Annotated in this window: 11 protein-coding genes; 8 read left to right on the plus strand and 3 right to left on the minus strand. The window is 70.0% G+C overall.

The features are described from left to right. Window positions 1–116: 116 nt before the first annotated feature. From IDM45_RS03670 to IDM45_RS03705, 8 genes are all read left to right on the plus strand, one after another. Window positions 117–1,106 carry a DUF808 domain-containing protein gene (locus IDM45_RS03670; protein ID WP_209421678.1) on the plus strand — a complete coding sequence of 330 codons (990 nt, stop codon included), beginning with the start codon at window positions 117–119 and terminating at the stop codon, window positions 1,104–1,106. Between the two features lie 129 nt (window positions 1,107–1,235). Further along, on the plus strand, window positions 1,236–1,856 hold the full coding sequence (locus IDM45_RS03675) for an OmpW/AlkL family protein (RefSeq protein WP_209421679.1): 621 nt from the start codon (window positions 1,236–1,238) through the stop codon (window positions 1,854–1,856). A gap of 404 nt (window positions 1,857–2,260) precedes the next feature. After that, window positions 2,261–3,202 carry an L-histidine N(alpha)-methyltransferase gene (gene egtD / locus IDM45_RS03680; protein ID WP_233457558.1) on the plus strand — a complete coding sequence of 314 codons (942 nt, stop codon included), beginning with the start codon at window positions 2,261–2,263 and terminating at the stop codon, window positions 3,200–3,202. Window positions 3,203–3,290: 88 nt separating this feature from the next. Then, window positions 3,291–4,685, plus strand: a complete 1,395-nt coding sequence (gene egtB / locus IDM45_RS03685) for an ergothioneine biosynthesis protein EgtB (protein WP_209421681.1) — start codon at window positions 3,291–3,293, stop codon at window positions 4,683–4,685. A 207-nt stretch (window positions 4,686–4,892) separates the two neighbouring features. Further along, window positions 4,893–6,233, plus strand: a complete 1,341-nt coding sequence (locus IDM45_RS03690; protein WP_209421682.1) for an efflux RND transporter periplasmic adaptor subunit — start codon at window positions 4,893–4,895, stop codon at window positions 6,231–6,233. A gap of 18 nt (window positions 6,234–6,251) precedes the next feature. Continuing rightward, entirely contained in the window at window positions 6,252–9,536 is a 3,285-nt protein-coding gene (locus tag IDM45_RS03695) for an efflux RND transporter permease subunit (protein WP_209421683.1), read from the plus strand. Continuing rightward, window positions 9,533–12,868, plus strand: coding sequence for an efflux RND transporter permease subunit (locus tag IDM45_RS03700; RefSeq protein ID WP_209421684.1), 3,336 nt, complete (start codon window positions 9,533–9,535; stop codon window positions 12,866–12,868). Before IDM45_RS03695 ends, IDM45_RS03700 begins: the two co-directional genes overlap by 4 nt. A gap of 2 nt (window positions 12,869–12,870) precedes the next feature. Further along, on the plus strand, window positions 12,871–14,346 hold the full coding sequence (locus tag IDM45_RS03705; RefSeq protein WP_209421686.1) for an efflux transporter outer membrane subunit: 1,476 nt from the start codon (window positions 12,871–12,873) through the stop codon (window positions 14,344–14,346). 129 nt (window positions 14,347–14,475) lie between these two features. Here IDM45_RS03705 and IDM45_RS03710 read toward each other — a convergent pair whose 3' ends face one another. The 3 genes from IDM45_RS03710 to IDM45_RS03720 form a co-directional block, all read right to left on the minus strand. Then, window positions 14,476–15,762 carry an O-acetylhomoserine aminocarboxypropyltransferase/cysteine synthase family protein gene (locus IDM45_RS03710; protein ID WP_209421688.1) on the minus strand — a complete coding sequence of 429 codons (1,287 nt, stop codon included), beginning with the start codon at window positions 15,760–15,762 and terminating at the stop codon, window positions 14,476–14,478. An 85-nt stretch (window positions 15,763–15,847) separates the two neighbouring features. Further along, window positions 15,848–16,600 carry a 3'-5' exonuclease gene (locus tag IDM45_RS03715; protein WP_209421690.1) on the minus strand — a complete coding sequence of 251 codons (753 nt, stop codon included), beginning with the start codon at window positions 16,598–16,600 and terminating at the stop codon, window positions 15,848–15,850. A 9-nt stretch (window positions 16,601–16,609) separates the two neighbouring features. After that, the gene (locus tag IDM45_RS03720; RefSeq protein WP_209421692.1) at window positions 16,610–18,616 is read right to left on the minus strand and encodes a peptidase U32 family protein; all 2,007 of its coding nucleotides are present in this window, start codon (window positions 18,614–18,616) and stop codon (window positions 16,610–16,612) included. Window positions 18,617–18,726 lie beyond the last annotated feature (110 nt).

Here is an 18,726-nt window from a genome sequence, read left to right on the forward strand (position 1 = left end):
TTCTGACGCCTGGCCGGGTTCTGCAAAAAACATAGCTTCCAGCGCTCGTCCGACGGGCGCTGGAGGCTTTTTTTGTTCAAAATCGCCCACCTTTTTTCATTTGCGGAGTGCGCCCAATGGCCGGTGCCAGCCTTTTGACCTTGCTCGACGACATTGCCACGCTGCTCGACGACGTAGCCCTGATGTCCAAGCTGGCCGCGCGCAAGAGCGCCGCCATGGCCGACGACGTGTCTGTCATGACCAAAATGGCGGCGCAAAAGGCTGCCGGCGTGCTGGGCGACGACCTGGCGCTGAACGCCGAGCAGGTCAGCGGCGTGCGCGCCGAGCGCGAGTTGCCGGTGGTCTGGGCCGTGGCGCGCGGCTCGCTGGTCAACAAGGCCATCCTGGTGCCGGCAGCGCTGGCCATCAGCGCCCTGGCGCCCTGGGCCATCACGCCGCTGCTGATGCTGGGCGGCACCTACCTGAGCTTGGAGGGCGTGGAAAAGCTGGCGCACTGGAAGCAGGCCTCCCACGCCGACCCGCAGCAGGCCGCGCAGGCCGCCCTGGCCCGGCTGGGCGGCAAGGCGGCCACGGCGGCCGATATCGCGCAGCTGGAAAAATCCAAGGTGCGCGGCGCCATCCGCACCGACTTCATCCTGTCGGCGGAGATCATCGTCATCGCCCTGGGCACGGTGGCGCAGGCCCCCTTCATGCAGCAGCTGGCAGTGCTGTCGGCCATTGCCCTGTTCATGACGCTGGGCGTGTACGGGCTGGTGGCCGGCATCGTGAAAATGGACGACGTGGGCCTGTGGCTGATGGGCAAGGGCAGTGCGCTGGCGCGCCGCGTGGGCCAGGTGCTGGTGAGCGCCGCGCCCAGGCTGATGAAGGGCCTGACGGTGGCCGGCACGGCGGCCATGTTCCTGGTGGGCGGGGGCATCATCGTGCATGGCGTGCCGCCGCTGGCGCGCGCCATCGAGCACGCCGGCGCGCAGCTCGCCGGCTGGCCGCTGGGCGGCCTGTGGGAATTCCTGGCCACGCACCTGCTCGGGGCGCTGGTGGGGGTGGTGGCCGGTGCGCTGGCGCTGGCCGGCTGGACGCTGGTGCAGCGCCTGCGTGGCGCCAGGTGAACACCGCCGGATGGCAAGTGTATGCAGTGCAGCAAAGCTTGATCTGAGGCAAACCTGAGCAATTTGCTCGTGGGCCTAATGGTTTGCACGGGGGTCGTCCCCGTGTTCTCCAACAAGCCCCCGAACATGATGAAAAAGACCCTGCTCGCCCTGGCCGCCGTGTGTGCCATGACCTCGGGCGCTGCGTTTGCGCAGCAGTCCTCCGCCGAAGGCCCGCTGATGGTGCGCGTGCGCGCCGTCCACCTGAACAGCGCCAATGGCGGCAGCACCAACCCGAACCTGGATCTGTCGATCAACAACAAGTTCATCCCCGAGCTGGACGTGAGCTATTTCTTCACGCCCAACATCGCCGCCGAGCTGATCCTGACCTATCCGCAAAAGCAGGACATCCGCTCCGCCGGCGCCGACATCGGCAGCCTCAAGCATCTGCCGCCGACGCTGCTGGCGCAGTACCACTTCACCAACTTCGGCGGCTTCAAGCCCTATGTCGGCGCAGGCATCAACTACACGCGCTTTTCCAGCGTGAAGTTCAGCCCTGCCGTGGCGCACCTGCAGGCCGACGTGGGCCGCAACAGCTGGGGCGGCGCGCTGCAACTGGGCGTGGACATCCCGCTGTCCAAGAACATGTACCTGAACTTCGATGTCAAGAAGGTCTATATCAGCACCGACGTGAAGTCTGCCGGCGCCAAGATCGGCAAGTTCAAGGTCGATCCGGTGCTGGCCGGCGTCGGCCTGGGCTGGCGCTTCTGAGGCCTGCGTTGGCCTGAGGGCCACGCATGAGAACAAGAAGTCAGAGAGGGACAACAACAAGGTAAACGCCGCTTTCGTGGCGGCTCTTCATGGTGCAATTGTGGGCTGATGCTTTTGGGCATCAGCCTTTTTTTTTGCTCTGTAAAACATAGCTGTCAGCGCTTGCCTGGCAAGGGTTTGGGCCGGTTTTGACCATGATTTTGTGGCCCTGGACGGGTCTGCAGGGCAGCTTGCGCCCCTGTCCTACCGCGCCCGGGTGCATTGGCCGGCGCACGGGCAGTCCATTGGGGCGCAGTCTTGCCGGCCATGTCTGTCGCTGCCCTTGCCCCTGCCGCCCCGCTGTCCCACCCTGCCGCACAGGCGCTGATCTCCCGCGCGGGGAGGGCGGCAGTCGCGCCGGGCCGCTGGCGCCGGTGGCCGAACGTGCGCAGATCAGCGCGCAGTTGCTGCGCCCGCAGGCCGCCATTTCGCCCCGGTATTTCTATGACCAGCGCGGCTCCGAGCTGTTCGAGGCCATCACGCGCCTGCCCGAGTACTACCCCACGCGCACCGAGCGCGCCGTGCTGCTGCGCCATGCCCGCGCCATTGCCGACACTGTGGGCACGCCGGGCGTGGTCATCGAGCCGGGGGCTGGCAGTTGCGCCAAGGCGCTGGTGCTGTGCCGGCTGCTGCGCGCGCGCCAGTATGTGGGCGTGGATGTCAGCGCCGGCTACCTGCAGGATGCCGTGGCGCGGCTGCGCACGGCGCTGCCCGCCCTGGACGCGCGCGCCGTGGGCGGCGACATCACGGCAGGCATCCAGCTGCCGCCGGGCATCGCGGAGCGCCAGCGGCTGGTCTTCTATCCCGGCTCGTCCATCGGCAACTTCGACCCGCCGGCGGCGCTGGCGCTGCTGCGCCACATGCACGCGCTGGCCCGGGGCGACGCGGCGGGCGGTGCTGCCGGGGGCGGCCTCCTGATCGGCATCGACCTGCCCAAGGACAGGGCCGTGCTGCGCGCCGCCTACGACGACGCCGCCGGCGTGACCGCAGCCTTCAACCGCAATGCCCTGGCGCACGTGAACCGCCTGATCGGCAGCGATTTTGCGCCGCAGCAGTGGCGCCACGTGGCGCTGTTCAACGAGGCCGACTCGCGCATCGAGATGCACCTGGCCGCCTGCGGGCCGCAGAGTGTGCGCTGGCCCGGCGGCGGGCGCGACTTCGCCGGGGGCGAACGCATCCACACGGAAAACAGCTACAAATACCCGCTGCCGGTCTTTCTGGACATGCTGCAGCGCGCCGGCTTCCATCAGCCCCAGGCCTGGACGGACGAGCGCGGCTGGTACGCCCTGATCCACGCCCGGGCCTGACTGAGCCTGAGCCTGAGCCTCCGGGCGCACGGCCCGGCCATGACCGCGCCCATCCACGAACGAGCATCCAGCAAGCGAGGGAAACACCATGCGACTGTCGTCCGGCGATCTGCCCGTGTCCTCAGCGTCCACGCCCGCAGGCGGCAGCGCCGGCGAGCGCTTTGCCGCCGTGCGCGCCGCCACCGAGCGCCTGGCCGCGCCGCTGTCGCCCGAGGACTGCGCCGCTCAGTCCATGCTGGAGGCCAGCCCGGTCAAGTGGCACCTGGCGCACACCACCTGGTTCTTCGAGACCTTCATCCTGGAGCGCTTCGAGCCGCAGTTCGCGCCCTTCGATCCGGCCTTCCGGGTGCTGTTCAACTCCTACTACCAGGGCGTGGGCCGCCAGCACCCGCGCGCCCAGCGCGGCTTGCTGACGCGCCCCGACCTGGCCACGGTGCGCGCCTGGCGCGCCAACGTCGAGCAGCGCATGGAGCAGGTGCTGCAGCAGGGCAGCTGCGCCGACGCTGCCGACAGCGCCGGGCTGGCCACGCTGCTGGAGCTGGGCCTGCAGCACGAGCAGCAGCACCAGGAACTGATCGCCACCGACATCAAGCACCTGCTGTGGTGCAACCCGACCTGGCCGGCGTATCGGCAGGCGGCGGCGCAACAGCAGACGGTGCCGCAGGAGGTGCCGCCGCTGCGCTGGCAGCGCTTCGAGGCCGGCCTGGCACGCATCGGCCACGCCGGTGCCGGCTTTGCCTTCGACAACGAGCTGCCGCGCCACCAGGTCTGGCTGGACGCCTGGGAGCTGGCCAGCCGGCCCGTCAGCAATGCCGAATACCTGGCCTTCGTCGAGGCCGGCGGCTACCACGAGCCGGGCTGGTGGCTGGCCGAGGGCTGGGACTGGCTGCGCAGCCAGCAGATCGAGCACCCGCTGTACTGGCGCCGCGCCGCTCATCCGGGCCGCACCGCAGAGGCGACAGACCAGGGCTGGGAGGAATTCACCCTGGCCGGCGGCCAGCCCCTGGCGCCGGCGCAGCCGGTGGTGCATCTGTCGTACTTCGAGGCCGACGCCTACGCCCGCTGGGCCGGCGCGCGCCTGCCCACCGAGGCCGAGTGGGAGGTGGCTGCGCAGCGCAGCCTGCCAGGTGCCGGGGCCGGCCACGCGCAGGCCGGCCACTTTGCCGACTCCGGCGTGCTGCACCCGCTGCCGGCACCGCAGCCGCCAGCGCAGGCCGATGCGCTGCAGCAGCTGCTGGGCGATGTCTGGGAGTGGACCAGCTCCAGCTACGCGCCCTATCCGGGCTTTGCCCCGGCGCCCGGCGCGGTGGGCGAGTACAACGGCAAGTTCATGGTCAACCAGTACGTGCTGCGCGGCGGCTCATGCGCCACGCCAGCGGGCCATGTGCGCGCCAGCTACCGCAACTTCTTCCCGGCCACAGCGCGCTGGCAATTTGCCGGCCTGCGCCTGGCGCGCAGCAGCGCCGGGGTGGCGCAGCCGTGAAGGCGAGGTAAAAACCGGGTAAAGCCGGGCGCTCTCCCGCCTCTTGCAAGTTTGCAAAAAAGATAGCTGCCAGCGCTTGCCAGCATTGGACTAGAGCCAATTTTCATGCTGAAAATCAGTGCGGCGTGAGCGCCCGCCAGCCGGCGCCGGGGCTGCTAGGATGAACACTGCCCCGTCACTGTCTAGCTCCCTGCCGAGCTGTTTCGCATGGCCGTTTCCGCTGACTCCGCTGATTCTCCCGAGCATCCCGCCCCTGCTGCCTTCCCGGCAGCGCGCCGGCCTCGACGCTGGCGCGCCGTGCTGGTGGCGCTGGCGCTGATCGCCCTGCTGGCCGCCCTGTCGTGGTACCTGGTGCAGCGCGCGCGCGCGCCTGCCGGGCCGGGCGGCGCGCCGGGCAGCGGGGTGCCGGGCGTGGGCATGGTCTTTGGCGGCGCCATGCCGGCCAGCACCGTCGGCGCGGCGCGTGCGGTGCAGGGCGAGCTGCCCATCGTGATCGATGCGCTGGGCACGGTGACGCCCTCGGTCACCGCCGCGCTGGTGCCGCAGGTCTCGGGCGTGCTGACCGAAGTGCTGTTCGAGGAGGGCCAGAGCGTCAGGAAAGGCCAGGTGCTGGCGCGCATCGACCCGCGCCCCTTCGAGCAGGCGCTGGCGCAGGCCAAAAGCCAGAGCGCGCGCGACCAGGCGCAGCTGAGCGCGGCGCGCGTGACGCTGGCGCGCTACGAGGAGCTGTGGCGCCAGGACTCCATTGCCCGCCAGACGCTGGATACCCAGACCGCGCTGGTGCAGCAGCTCGAAGCGGCGCTGCAGGCCGACCGCGCCAGCGAGGGTACGGCCCGGCTGAACCTGGAGCACACCACACTGCGTGCGCCGGTGTCGGGCACCATTGGCCTGCGCGCGGTCGATGTCGGCAACCTGGTCAGCTCGGGGTTGAGCGGCGGCATCGCCACCATCACCCAGGTGCAGCCCATCGACGTGCTGTTTGCCGTGCCGCAGGATCGGGTGCCGGCGGTGCTGGCAGCGCAGCAAGCCGCCGCTGGCGGCCTGTCCGTGGTGGCGCTGGATCGCGCGCGCACGCAGACCCTGGCCGAAGGGCGTTTTCTGACGCTGGACAACCAGGTCACGGCCAGCACCGGCACGGTGCGCGCCAAGGCGCGCTTTGCCAATGGGGACGGGGCGCTGTTTCCGAATCAATTCGTCAACGCCCGGCTGCAATTGGGCGTGGAGCGCGGCGTGCTGGTGCCAGTCACGGCGCTGCGCAGCGGGCCGCAGGGCGACTACGTCTATGTCATCGACGACGAGCGCACGGCCCGCCTGCGCCCGGTCGTGCGCGGCATGGCCAGCGTGCGCGAGGTGCTGATCACTCAGGGCCTGGCCGCCGGCGAGCGCGTGGTCACCGAGGGCGGCGACCGCGTCAAGGATGGCGGCAAGGTGCAGTTGGCCGGCGAGGGCGGTGCGCCGGGCGGACGTGGCGGCGCGCGCACGCCTGGCGCCGGCGCTCCCGCTCCCGCGCCAGCGGCCCCTGCCGCCAGCGCCAGCGCCAGCCGCTGACCCCTGGGCCTGGCACGCATGAACGTCTCGCGCCTGTTCATTCAGCGCCCCGTGGCCACGGCCCTGGTCATGCTGGCCATCGTGCTGGCCGGCCTGGTGGGGCTGCGCTTTCTGCCGGTGGCGGCGCTGCCGCAGGTGGACTACCCGACCATCCAGGTGCAGACGCTCTACCCGGGCGCCAGCCCGGATGTCATGAGCCGCACCGTCACCGCGCCGCTGGAGCGCCAGCTCGGCCAGATGCCGGGCCTCTCGCGCATGGGCAGCACCAGCAGCGCCGGGGTGTCGCTGATCACCCTGCAGTTCGGCCTGAGCCTGGACATGGACACCGCCGAGCAGCAGGTGCAGGCGGCCATGAACGCGGCCGGCTCGCTGCTGCCCGCCGACCTGCCCGCGCCGCCGGTGTACGCCAAGATCAACCCGGCGGACGCGCCGGTGCTGCAGCTGGCCGTCACCTCCAGCAGCCTGCCCCTGACCGAGGTGCAGAACCTGGTCAACACCCGGCTGGCGCTCAAGATCAGCCAGATCGACGGCGTCGGCCTGGTGACCCTGGCCGGCGGCCAGCGCCCCGCCGTGCGCGTGCAGGGCAACGTGCAGGCGCTGGCCAGCATGGGCCTGTCGCTGGACGCCATCAGCAGCGCCATCGCGGCGGGCAACTCCAGCAGCGCCAAGGGCAGCTTCGACGGACCGACGCGCCAGTACAGCATCAACGCCAACGACCAGCTGCTGTCGGTGCAGGACTACCGCGAACTGATAGTGGCCTACGTGGGCGGCGCACCGGTGCGCCTGCAGGACGTGGCCGAGGTGGTGGACGGCGCGGAAAACCGCCGCCTGGGCGCCTGGGTGTCCATCCATGATGATGAAAACGATAGCTACCAGCGCTTGCCAGACAAGGGTTTGGGCCGGATTTCACCCTCAAACGCAGCGCAGCAGCCCGCTGGCCTGACTCCGGCCATCATCCTGAACGTGCAGCGCCAGCCCGGCGCCAACGTGATCGCCACGGTGGACGCCATCAAGCGCCAGCTGCCGGCGCTGCAGGAGAGCCTGCCGCACAGCGTGCAACTGGCCGTGCTCACCGATCGCACGCTGGGCATCCGCGCCTCGGTGCAGCACGTGCAGCTGGAGCTGGTGCTGGCCGTGGTCATGGTGGTGCTGGTCATCTTTGCCTTCCTGCACAGCCTGCGCGCCACGGTGATCGCCAGCATCGCCGTGCCGGTATCGCTGATCGGCACGCTGGCCTTCATGTACCTGCTGGGCTACTCGCTCAACAACCTGACGCTGATGGCGCTGACTATTGCCACCGGCTTCGTCGTCGATGACGCCATCGTGATGATCGAGAACATCGCCCGGCATCGCGAGATGAATGCCGGCGAGGGGGAGCAAAAAACCCCCATGCAGGCCGCCCTGGACGGCGCGGGCGAGATCGGCTTCACCATCATCTCGCTCACCGTCTCGCTGATCGCCGTCTTGATTCCGCTGCTGTTCATGCAGGAGGTCATTGGCCGGCTGTTTCGCGAGTTCGCGGTGACGCTGGCCATCACCATCTTGTTTTCCGCTGTGGTCTCGCTGACCCTGGTGCCCATGATGTCGGCGCGGATGCTGGGGCCGCTCGATGCCGTGCAGGGCCGTATCGCCCGCAGTATCCAGCAGGGACTGGACTGGACGATCGGGCACTACGACCGCAGCCTGCAGTGGGTGCTGGGGCATCAGCCGCTGACCCTGCTGCTGGCCCTGCTGACGCTGGCACTCACCGTGCTGCTGTACGTGGTCATCCCCAAGGACTTGTTCCCGACGCAGAGCACCGGCCAGCTGCAGGGCCAGGTGCAGGCCGCCGCCGATGTGTCGTTTGTCCGCATGTCGGCGCTGCAGGGCCAGGTGGCGCAGATCGTGGCGCGCGATGCGGCGGTGCAGTCGGTCAGCTCGGTGGTCGGGGTCGATGCGGCCAACAACAGCGCCCTGTCCAGTGGCCGGCTGGTCATCAACCTGCGCCCGCGCGGCATCTTCGACGCCTCGGAGGCAGCCATCATGCAGCGCCTGCGCCGCGCGGTGGCCGAGCAGGTGGCCGGGGCGACCCTGTTCCTGCAGCCGACGCAGGACTTGACCATCGACTCGGACGCCGGCCCGACGCAGTACCGCTTCGACCTGGAGGGCGTGGACACGCAGCAGGTCAACCAGTGGGCGCAGCGCCTGGTGCAGCGCCTGCAGGGCGAAGTGCCCGAGGTGCGCCATGCCACGACCGAGGCCGGCGCCAGCGGCCCGGCGGCCATGATCCGCGTCGATCGCGACAGCGCCGCCCGCCTGGGCGTCACCGCCAGCAGCCTGGACAGCCTGCTGTACAGCGCCTTTGGCCAGCGCATCGTCTCGACCATCTTCACCGAGACCAACCAGTACCGCGTGATCCTGGAGGCGGCGCAGGGCGACGCCGCCAGCCTGCGCGCGCTGCGCGAGTTGCCGATCCGCACCGCCAGCGGCCAGACCACGCCGCTGGACTCGTTTGCCGAGGTGGTGGAGGAAAGCACGCCGCTGGTGGTGCGCCGCGTCGGCCAGTACCCGGCGGCCACGGTGGGCTTTGACACCGCGCCGGGCGTCAGCCTGGGCGCTGCCGTGCAGGCGGTGCGCGCGGCGGCGCAGGATGCCGGCCTGCCGCCGGCCATCACGCTGCGCTTCACCGGCGCTGCCGGGGCGTACCAATCGTCGCTGGCCAACCAGCTGTGGCTGATCCTGGCCGCTGTGGTCTGCGTCTATATCGTGCTGGGCGTGCTCTACGAGAGCTACGTCCATCCGCTGACCATTCTGTCCACGCTGCCCTCGGCTGGCGTGGGCGCGCTGCTGGCGCTGGATCTGATGGGCTACAGCCTGGACGTGGTGGGCATCATCGGCCTGGTGCTGCTGATCGGCATCGTCAAGAAGAACGCCATCATGATGATCGACTTCGCCATCGACGCCGAGCGCACGGGCGGCAAAAGTGCGCGCGAGGCCATCCACCAGGCAGCGCTGTTGCGCTTTCGGCCCATCCTGATGACCACGCTGGCCGCGCTGGCCGCCGCCGTGCCGCTGATGCTGAGCTGGGGCGACGGGGCGGAGCTGCGCCGCCCGCTGGGCATCGCCATCTTCGGCGGGCTGGTGCTGTCGCAGCTCCTGACGCTGTACACCACGCCGGTCATTTATCTGTGGTTCGACCGGCTGGGGTCTTCCCTTTTCCCTCCCCCTCTGGGGGAGGAGCAGGGTGGGGGCCGGCGTGCCCAGGGCGCAGCGTTGCCCCCACCCAGAGGGGGAGGGAGTGAAGAACAAGAGGGCGGCGCATGAACCTCTCGCGCCCCTTCATCGCCCGGCCCATCGCCACCGTGCTGCTGACCATCGGCCTGGCCCTGGCCGGGGTGGCGGCGTATTTTTTGCTGCCCGTGGCGCGGCTGCCGGCGGTGGATTTCCCGGTCATCTTCGTCACCGCCAACCTGCCCGGCGCCAGCCCCGCCGACATGGCGCGCACCGTGGCCACGCCGCTGGAGCGCACGCTGGGCCCGATTGCCGGCGTCAACGAGATGACCAGCTTCAGCGGCAACGGCAGCACGCGCGTGGTGCTGCAGTTCGACTTGAACCGCGACATCGACAGCGCCGCCCGCGACGTGCAAGCGGCCATCAACGCCGCCCGCGCCGACCTGCCGGCCAACCTGCGCGCCAACCCGACTTACCGCAAGGCCAACCCGGCGGCGCAGCCGTTTTTGATCCTGGCGCTGACCTCGGCCACGCGCTCCACGGGGCAGATCTACGACGCCGTGAGCAACATCGTCAGCCAGCGCCTGCTGCAAGTGCCGGGCGTGGGCGATGTGACGCTGGGCGGCGGCTCGCAGCCGGCGGTGCGCGTCGAGCTCAACCCCTTTGCCCTGGCGCAATTGGGCATCAGCGGCGACGACGTGCGCGCCGCGCTGCAGGCCGGCAATGCCAACCGGCCCAAGGGCGTGATCGAGGTCGGGGGGGCCGCCGATGGCCGCGCCCTGCAGGTGCTGACCCCGGCGCCGGGCCTGCGCGCCGCCGACTGGCAGAGCCTGATCGTGGCCATGCGCGGCGGCCAGGAGGTGCGCCTGTCGCAGGTGGCGCGCGTCAGCGACAGCGTGCAGGACACGCGCACGCGCGGCATGTTCAACGGCCAGCCGGCCATCATCGTCAACATCACCCAGCAGCCCGACGCCAACCTGATCGCCACGGCGGATGCCATTGATGCGCTGCTGCCGCAACTGCGCGCGCAACTGCCCTCGGACATCGAGCTGCACGTGGCCATCGACCGCACCGGCTCGGTGCGCGCCTCGGTGCGCGAGGTCGAGATCACCCTGGTCGTGGCCGTGCTGCTGGTGGTGGCGGTGGTCGGACTGTTTTTGCGCACGCTGCGCGCAGCCGTCATCCCGGCGGTGGCAACCGTGGTGTCGCTCTTGGGCACTTTCGCCGTGATGTATGCGCTGGGCTACTCGCTCAACAACCTGACGCTGATGGCGCTCACGGTGGCCACGGGCTTCGTGGTGGACGATGCCATCGTGGTGATTGAGAACATCACCCGGCATCTGGAGGCCGGCATGGAGCGCACGCGCGCCGCGCTCGATGGCGCGCGCGAGGTGGGCTTCACGGTGCTGACCATCAGCATCTCGCTGGTGGCGGTGTTCATCCCGCTGCTGTTCATGGGCGGGCAGCCGGGGCGGATGTTTCGCGAGTTCGCGGTCACGCTGTCGGTGGCGGTCATGATCTCGCTGCTGATTTCGCTGACCACCACGCCCATGCTGTGCGCCCTGCTGCTGCCGCGCCGGGCGGCGGCTGCGCCCGGGGCCAGCGCCCGGCCAGCGCGCACCAGCCTGGCCGGACGGCTGCGCGCCGCGCTGGGGCGCTGGGCCGGCGGCGGCGAGCGCCGGGTGCTGGCCGCCTACGCCTGGGCGCTCGATGGCACGCTGGCCGCGCCCTGGCTGTCGGTGGCGGTGCTGATCGTGATCGTCGGCCTGAACGGCTATCTGTTTGCCGCTATCCCCAAGGGCTTCTTCCCCGAGCAGGACAACGGCCAGATGATGGGCGGCCTGCGCGCCGACCAGAGCATTTCCTCCGGCGCCTTTGCCGACAAGCTGCAGCAGGCCGTGGACATCATCCGCGCCGATCCGTCCGTGGGCACGGTGGTGGCCTTTGCCAGCGGCGGCAGCGGCGGCTTTCTGTCGGCCACGCTCAAGAGTGCCGCCGAACGGCCCAAGGGCGAGGGCACGCGCGCCGTCATCAACCGGCTGCGCCCGCAGTTGGCGGGCATCACCGGCCTGCGCGTGTTCCTGAACCCGGCGCAGGAGCTGCGCATGGGCGGGCGCAGCAGCAATGCCACCTACCAATACGTGCTGAAAGCCGACAACGCCGCCGACCTGAAGGACTGGACGCAGCGCCTGGCCGAGCAGCTCAGGAGCGACGAGCGCTTGACCGACATCGACGACGACCAGAGCGACAACGGCGTGGAAACCTTCGTGCAGATCGACCGCGCCCGCGCCGCCAGCCTGGGCGTGACGGCGCAGGCCATAGACGCGGCGCTGTACAACGCCTTCGGCCAGCGCCAGGTGGCCACCATGTACAGCGACCTGAACCAGTACAGCGTGGTCATGGAGTGGGCGCCGCGCTACACCCAGTCGCCCCAGGCGCTGGACGATGTCTGGGTGGCGGCCACGGTGCGCGGGACGACGGCGGGGGCGGCTGGGACGGCGGCAACATCGGGCGCATCCGGTACGGCTGGCACGGCCAGCACTGGCGGCAGCTCGGCCAACCCGGCGCTGCGCAATGCCTCGACCGGGCAGCCGCTGTCGGTCAGCGCCGCGCCCATGGTGCCGCTGGCGGCGCTGGCCAGCGTGGGCGAGCGCGCCGTGCCGGCGGGCGTCTATCACGACGGCGGGGAGCTGTCGAGCACGCTGTCCTTCAACCTGGGCGAGGGCGTGTCGCTCGATGAGGCGCGCGCCGCCGTGCGCGAGGCGCTGGAGGCCATCGGCCTGCCCAACAACGTGCGCGGCAGCTTTGCCGGCGCGGCGGCTGCCGCCCAGCAGACGCAATCGCAGCAGGGCCTGCTGATCGTGGCCGCCATCGTGGTCATCTACATCGTGCTGGGCATCCTGTACGAGAGCCTGATCCACCCCGTCACGGTGCTGACCACGCTGCCCAGCGCCGGCTTTGGCGCGGTGCTGGCGCTGCTAGCCCTGAAGATGGAGTTTTCCATCATGGCGCTGATCGGCGTGTTCCTCCTGATCGGCATCGTCAAGAAGAACGCCATCCTGATCATCGACTTTGCCTTGGAGGCCGAGCGCACACGCGGCCTGGACGCCACAGCTGCCGTGCGCGAGGCCAGCCTGCTGCGCTTTCGCCCCATTTTGATGACCACGCTGGCCGCCGGCCTGGGCGCGCTGCCGCTGGCCATCGGTTTCGGCCAGGGCGCGGAGCTGCGCCAGCCGCTGGGCGTGACCATCGTCGGCGGCCTGATCGCCAGCCAGTTGCTGACGCTCTTGACCACGCCGGCGGTCTATGTGCTGCTCGATCGCCTGCGCCGCAGGCCGCGCCAGCCGGCTGCGGGCAGTGGTGGAGCGGCGCGCTCCGGGGACGCGCAAGCCGGCGCACAGACGGCTGCCGGGCTGGCAGGATGAATATGAAGAATTCTAAATTTAATAGCTGCTTGCGCTTGTCCAGCAAGGGTTTGAGGCGTTTTTCATGCTGGAAACCCCTGTGTCTGGCGGCCTGGCTGGCACTGGCCGGCTGCACGGCAGCGCCACCGCACGAGGCGCCACTCGTGGCCGTGGGACAGGACTGGCTCGGCGTGGCGCCCGAGGGCTGGGTCGGCACCGAGCACTACCGCGCCTGGCAGGAGGGCCGTTGGTGGGAGCTGTTCGGCGACGAGGGGCTGGATGCGCTGATGCCGCGCGTAGAGATCGGCAACCAGAACCTGGCCGCCGCCGTGGCCCGCGTGGCGCAGGCGCAGGCGCTGCTGCGTCAGGCGCAGGCGCAACTGGCACCGACGCTGGGCGTGCAACTGGGCGCGCAGCGCAGTGGCGAGCCGGCGCGCGGCTCGGCCACGCTGGGCCTGAATGCCAGCTGGGCGCCCGATCTGTGGGGCCGGCTGCAGGCGGGCGTGGCGCAGCAGGGGGCCAACGTCCAGGCCAGCCAGGCCAATCTGGCGGCGGCGCGGCTGTCGGCGCAGGCCAGTCTGGCGCAGGCCTGGTTCGCCCTGCGCGAGGCCGAGGCCGAGGGAGCGCTGCTGGAGGACATCATCGACGGTTACCGCCGCGCGCTGGCCATCACGCAGAACAACTACGACGCCGGCATGGTGGCGCGCACCGACGTGCTGCAGGCGCAAAGCACGCTCGAATCCGCGCTGTCCACACGCGCCGGCCTGCAGCGCAGCCGCGACACCTACGAGCACGCCATTGCCCTGCTGGTGGGCGAGGTGCCGTCCAGCTTCGCGCTGCACACGGCGCGCTGGGTGCGCACGGCGCCCGAGGTGCCGCCGGCGCTGCCCTCCGAGCTGCTCTTGCGCCGCCCGGACGTGGTGGCCGCCGAGCGCGCCGTGGCCGCTGCCAATGCCGCCATCGGCGCGGTGCAGGCGGCGTGGTTTCCGGCGCTGAGCCTGAGCGCCGGCGCGGGCGGGGCGGCCAGCAGCCTGGCGCAGCTGGTCAGTGCGCCGACGCTGGCCTGGTCGCTGGGCGCGACGCTGGCGCAGGCCCTGTTCGATGGCGGCGCGCGCAGTGCGGCCACCGGGCAGGCGCTGGCGGCGCAGCAGGTGGCGGCGGCGACCTATCGGCAAAGCGTGCTGCAGGCCATCAGCCAGGTCGAGGATCAGCTGACGGCGCTGCTGGCGCTCGATGAGCAGATCGGCCACGCGGCCCTGGCGGCCGAGGCCGCTGCCGGCGCCGAGGAGCGCACGCTCAACAGCTACCGCGCCGGTATTTCCGCCTACACCGCCGTGGTCACGGCGCAGACGGCTGCCTTGAACGCGCGCCGCTCGCTGATGCAGCTGCAGCTGCAGCGCCAGCAGGCGGTGATTGCGCTGATCCAGGCGCTGGGCGGGGGGTGGGTGGCGCCGTGGGTGGAGGGGGGCGCTGCCACGTCGACGGGGGCGCGGCGTTGAACTTGTTTGCTATCGCAGTGATAGCTGTTCGCGCTTGATGGATGCGGGTTTCCGCTCCTTCCCCCTGCAGAGGAAGGGAGCGAGAAAGGCCCTCTCCAGAGGGGAGGAGCAAGAGGTGCAGGGGATGCCTCAGACCGCGTCCAGCGCCTGGTGCAGGTCGGCCAGCAGGTCGTCGATGTGCTCGATGCCGATGGACAGGCGCACCATGCCCTCGGTGACCCCGGCCTTGGCCAGTTCGTCCGCGTCGAGCTGGCGGTGCGTGGTCGAGGCCGGGTGCGTGGCCAGGGACTTGGCGTCGCCGATGTTGACCAGGCGCAGGAACAGCTTGAGTGCGTCCAGGAAGCGCGCCCCGGCGGCGCGGGCGTCCTCGCCCTCGGCGGTCTTGAGGCTGAAGGACAAAATGCCCGAGGCGCGCCCGCCGAGCTGGCGCTGCACCAGGGCGTGATCGGGGTGGCCCTCCAGGCCGGCGTAGCGCACCCACTCCACCTTGGGGTGCGCCTGCAGCGCCTTGGCAATGGCCAGGGAGTTGTCGCAGATGCGATCCATGCGCAGCGCCAGCGTCTCGATGCCCATCAGCGTCAGGAAGGCGCTGTGCGGCGCCAGGGCCGCGCCCATGTTGCGCAGCGGCACCACGCGCACGCGGCCGATGTAGGCGGCTGCGCCCAATGCTTCGGTATAGACCACGCCGTGGTAGCTCACGTCCGGCTCGTTCAGGCGCTTGAAGCGCGCCTTGTGTTCAGCCCAGGGGAATTTGCCGCTGTCGACCACGATGCCGCCGATGCTGTTGCCGTGGCCGTTCAGGTACTTGGTCAGCGCGTGTACCACGATGTCGGCGCCGTGCTCGAAGGGGCGCAGCAGATAGGGGCTGGCCACGGTGTTGTCCACGATCAGGGGCACGCCGGCGGCGTGCGCCACGTCGGCCAGCGCGCGGATGTCGGTCACGTTGCCCAGCGGGTTGCCGATGGACTCGCAAAACACCGCCTTGGTGCGCTCGTCGATCAGCCTGGCAAAGCCTTGCGGGTCGCGCGGGTCGGCAAAGCGCACTGTTATGCCCTGCTGCGGGAAGGTGTGGGCAAACAGGTTGTAGGTGCCGCCATACAGCGTGCTGGCGCTGACGATGTTGTCGCCGGCCTCGGCAATGGCCTGGATGGCGTAGGTGATGGCCGCCATGCCCGAGGCCACGGCCACCGCGCCGATGCCGCCCTCCAGCGCCGCGACGCGCTGCTCCAGCACGTCGTTGGTGGGGTTCATGATGCGCGTGTAGATGTTGCCCGGCACCTTGAGGTCGAACAGGTCGGCGCCGTGCTGCGCGCTGTCGAAGGCGTAGGCCACCGTCTGGTAGATGGGCACGGCAGCGGACTTGGTGGTCGGGTCGGGCGAGTAGCCGGCATGGACGGCCAGGGTTTCGATGCGCATCGTGAATCCTTGTCTTGCGTCGGGGTTGCGGGGTAGGGAGAAAGCGAGAAAGCGGCGATTGTCGGGCAGGCGAACGACGTACTGGCTATGTGCTTATGTGTTGCCGGGGGCCTGCGCCCTGGATGCGTGGACTGGCCTCTTGCTGGCCGGCCTGGTGTCGATCGCCCTGATGTCGATCGCCCTGCTGCTGGCTTGGCTGGCTGCGCTGGGAGCCGTGCCGCGTGGGTTGCACGGGCTGCGCCGCCTCCCAGGCGGGCAGCAGCGGGTGCAGCACGGCGGGGGCGTGGGCGTCGGTGGCAGCGTAGAGGATCTGCCCGGGGCTGAGCTGGCGCGTCGCCCAGTTGGAGGTGGACATTTTCTTGCTCTTGCTCAGGCCCTGGCCCAGCACCAGCGCCACGGCGGCGCGCAGGCCGATGTTGCGGCCAAAGCCGTGGCGGGCAAAGACCTGGTCGAGGTCGTGCAGATTGGCCGGCTCGCTGCCCAGGCGCCGGGGCAGGATGCGCCGGTCATTGGCCAGGCCGAAACCCACTTTCAGGATGCGTGCGTCGCCCAGTACCTCGCGCGCCAGCGCCAGGGCCTGCGGGTGGTGCAGCTGCAGCAGCCAGGCGCGCTGCGGCGTGGCCAGCTGCACCAGGTCTGGCCCGCTGTCCTGGACGCCGGCGGTAAACAGCGGGCGGCTTTCGGTATCGAAGCCCAGCACCGGCGCGGCCAGCAGCGCGGCGCGCGCCGTCTCGAACTGCGCCGGCGTGGCCGGGATGCCGATGCACGCCGGCGCCAGCGTGGCAAAGCGCGGCAGGCGGGCGGATTCTTCCTTGGTGGGGGGCAGACGGCGGGGCATGGGGGCGGTTTAGGCAGGCCGCGTCCGATAGAACTGCATCGGCTGCTCGGCCATCTGCCGCTCGTGCTGGTGGAGCACCGATTTCTTGATCCGGCCCACGACGTGCATCTCGCAGGGCTTGCAGTCGAAGCGCAGGGTCAGCCGCTCCTTGCCATTGATGAGCTGCAGCGGCTCGGCGCGGATGGTGCCCTTGACGCCGATCACCCCCTTGGCCTGCTTGGGACACAGGCTCAGGCTGTAGCGCACGCAGTGCTTGGTGATCATCAGGCTGACCTCGCCCGCCTCCTCCTTGGATTCGTAGGCGGCGGCTATGACCTTGACGCCGTGCTTCATGTAGAAGTCGTGCGCCTTGTGGTTGAAGACGTTGGCCAGATAGGTCAGCGTGTCCTCGGGGAAGGGCACGGGCGGCTCGACCGGCTGCGCGCGCGGCAGGCGCACGAAGCCTGCGGCGCGCGCAGCCTCCAGCCGGGCCACGGCGTCGCGGCGCAGCTGGTTGAGCGCCGAGGCCGGCACGAACCACGGCTGCGACAGCTCCAGCGCGATGTCGTGTGCGGCAAAAATCGTCGCGCCGAAGCGCCCGATCTGCTCGCGCAGCGCAGCCTGGGCGCGGGTCGGGTCGCTGGCCAGTTCATGCGGCTGCCCGATATGGGCGCTGCCGACGAAGCCATCCTCGTCGGTCAGCGTCAGGGCAAAGCCGTCCGGCGTCTCGGCCAGCTGCGCCCAAAGGCCGATGCGCCGGTCGCTGGATGTCTTCGCCAGCTGGCGCACCCAGTCCATGTCGCGGTTGCGGTTGATCTCCAGGCCGCGGCGCAAGTCCTTGAGGCTGGCGATCGGATCTTTCGGGAACACGCGCCAGCGGCCAGCGCTGGCGTCCTGGCACTCGGCGCGGTTGATGTGTACGCCGATCAACTCCCTTTGCAGATCCCAATAGCACAGGCCGTCGCCGTTGTGCAGCACGGTGGCGGGGTCGTTCACCTCCAGCTCGAACCACTGCTCGCCTGCCTTGGCACTGCCCACGCGCGTGACCCAGCCGATGGCGCGGCCCGGCGTCTTGGGCGTGTCGAAGGCGCCGATGTCCTGCTGGCGGCCATTAACGAAGTAGTCGGTGAACTCGCGGTTGAAGTTCTGATCCGGGTCGGGCGTGAAGCTGAAGCTGGTGCGCCCGGACGAGGCGCGCGCCAGCGGGGCGCTGCCGGCTTCGCGCTCTCCGATGATCTCGTCGAGCAGCCGGCGGTAGTGCGCCGTGATGTTCTTGACGTAGGCCATGTCTTTGTAGCGGCCTTCGATCTTGAAGCTTCTGACGCCGGCGTCGATCAGCGCGCGCAGGTTATCGGACTGGTTGTTGTCCTTCATGGACAGCACATGCTTTTCGTGCGCCAGGACGCGGCCCTGGCCGTCCAGCACCTCGTACGGCAGGCGGCAGGCCTGGTTGCAGTCGCCCCGGTTGGCGCTGCGCCCGGTGTGCGCGTGGCTGATGAAGCACTGGCCCGAATAGGCCACGCACAGCGCGCCGTGGATGAAGAACTCGATGCTGGTGCGCGCCGGGTCGGTGGCGGCACGGATGGCGGCGATCTGCGCCAGATCCAGCTCGCGCGCCAGCACGATCTGCGACAGGCCCACGTCCTGCAGAAAGCGTGCCTTCTCGGGTGTGCGGATGTCGGTCTGGGTGCTGGCGTGCAGCTGGATGGGCGGCAGGTCGAGCTCCAGCAGGCCCATGTCCTGGATGATCAGCGCATCCGCTCCGGCCTCATAGACCTGCCAGGCCATCTTGCGCGCATCGTCGAGCTCGTCGTCGCGCAAGATGGTGTTGAGCGTGATGAAGATGCGGCTGCCAAATCGGTGCGCGTGCCGGATCAGGCGCTCCAGCGCGCGGATGTCGTTGCCGGCGCTGGCGCGGGCGCCGAAGGCCGGGCCGCCGATATAGACGGCGTCGGCGCCGTGGTTGATGGCTTCGATGCCGATGTCGGCATCGCGTGCGGGCGACAGCAGTTCGAGCTGGTGGGGCAGGAGGGACATAGGGCGCGGATTATCCCCGGGGGCTTTTGGCCGTGCCGGGGCAGGGCAGAGCGGGGTGGCAGCTCATGCACAATTGCGGGTTTACCCGGAAAACCCTGTGCTGCCGCGCT

The organism is Melaminivora jejuensis, assembly GCF_017811175.1.
In the GTDB taxonomy this organism is placed as follows: domain Bacteria; phylum Pseudomonadota; class Gammaproteobacteria; order Burkholderiales; family Burkholderiaceae_C; genus Melaminivora; species Melaminivora jejuensis.

Coding starts and splice junctions, on each gene's coding strand:
- IDM45_RS03720 (WP_209421692.1), bottom strand. CDS start 18,616: ATGTCCCTCCTGCCCCACCAGCTCGAACTGCTGTCGCCCGCACGCGAT.
- IDM45_RS03675 (WP_209421679.1), top strand. CDS start 1,236: ATGAAAAAGACCCTGCTCGCCCTGGCCGCCGTGTGTGCCATGACCTCG.
- IDM45_RS03670 (WP_209421678.1), top strand. CDS start 117: ATGGCCGGTGCCAGCCTTTTGACCTTGCTCGACGACATTGCCACGCTG.
- IDM45_RS03715 (WP_209421690.1), bottom strand. CDS start 16,600: ATGCCCCGCCGTCTGCCCCCCACCAAGGAAGAATCCGCCCGCCTGCCG.
- IDM45_RS03695 (WP_209421683.1), top strand. CDS start 6,252: ATGAACGTCTCGCGCCTGTTCATTCAGCGCCCCGTGGCCACGGCCCTG.
- egtB (WP_209421681.1), top strand. CDS start 3,291: ATGCGACTGTCGTCCGGCGATCTGCCCGTGTCCTCAGCGTCCACGCCC.
- IDM45_RS03690 (WP_209421682.1), top strand. CDS start 4,893: ATGGCCGTTTCCGCTGACTCCGCTGATTCTCCCGAGCATCCCGCCCCT.
- IDM45_RS03710 (WP_209421688.1), bottom strand. CDS start 15,762: ATGCGCATCGAAACCCTGGCCGTCCATGCCGGCTACTCGCCCGACCCG.
- IDM45_RS03705 (WP_209421686.1), top strand. CDS start 12,871: ATGAAGAATTCTAAATTTAATAGCTGCTTGCGCTTGTCCAGCAAGGGT.
- IDM45_RS03700 (WP_209421684.1), top strand. CDS start 9,533: ATGAACCTCTCGCGCCCCTTCATCGCCCGGCCCATCGCCACCGTGCTG.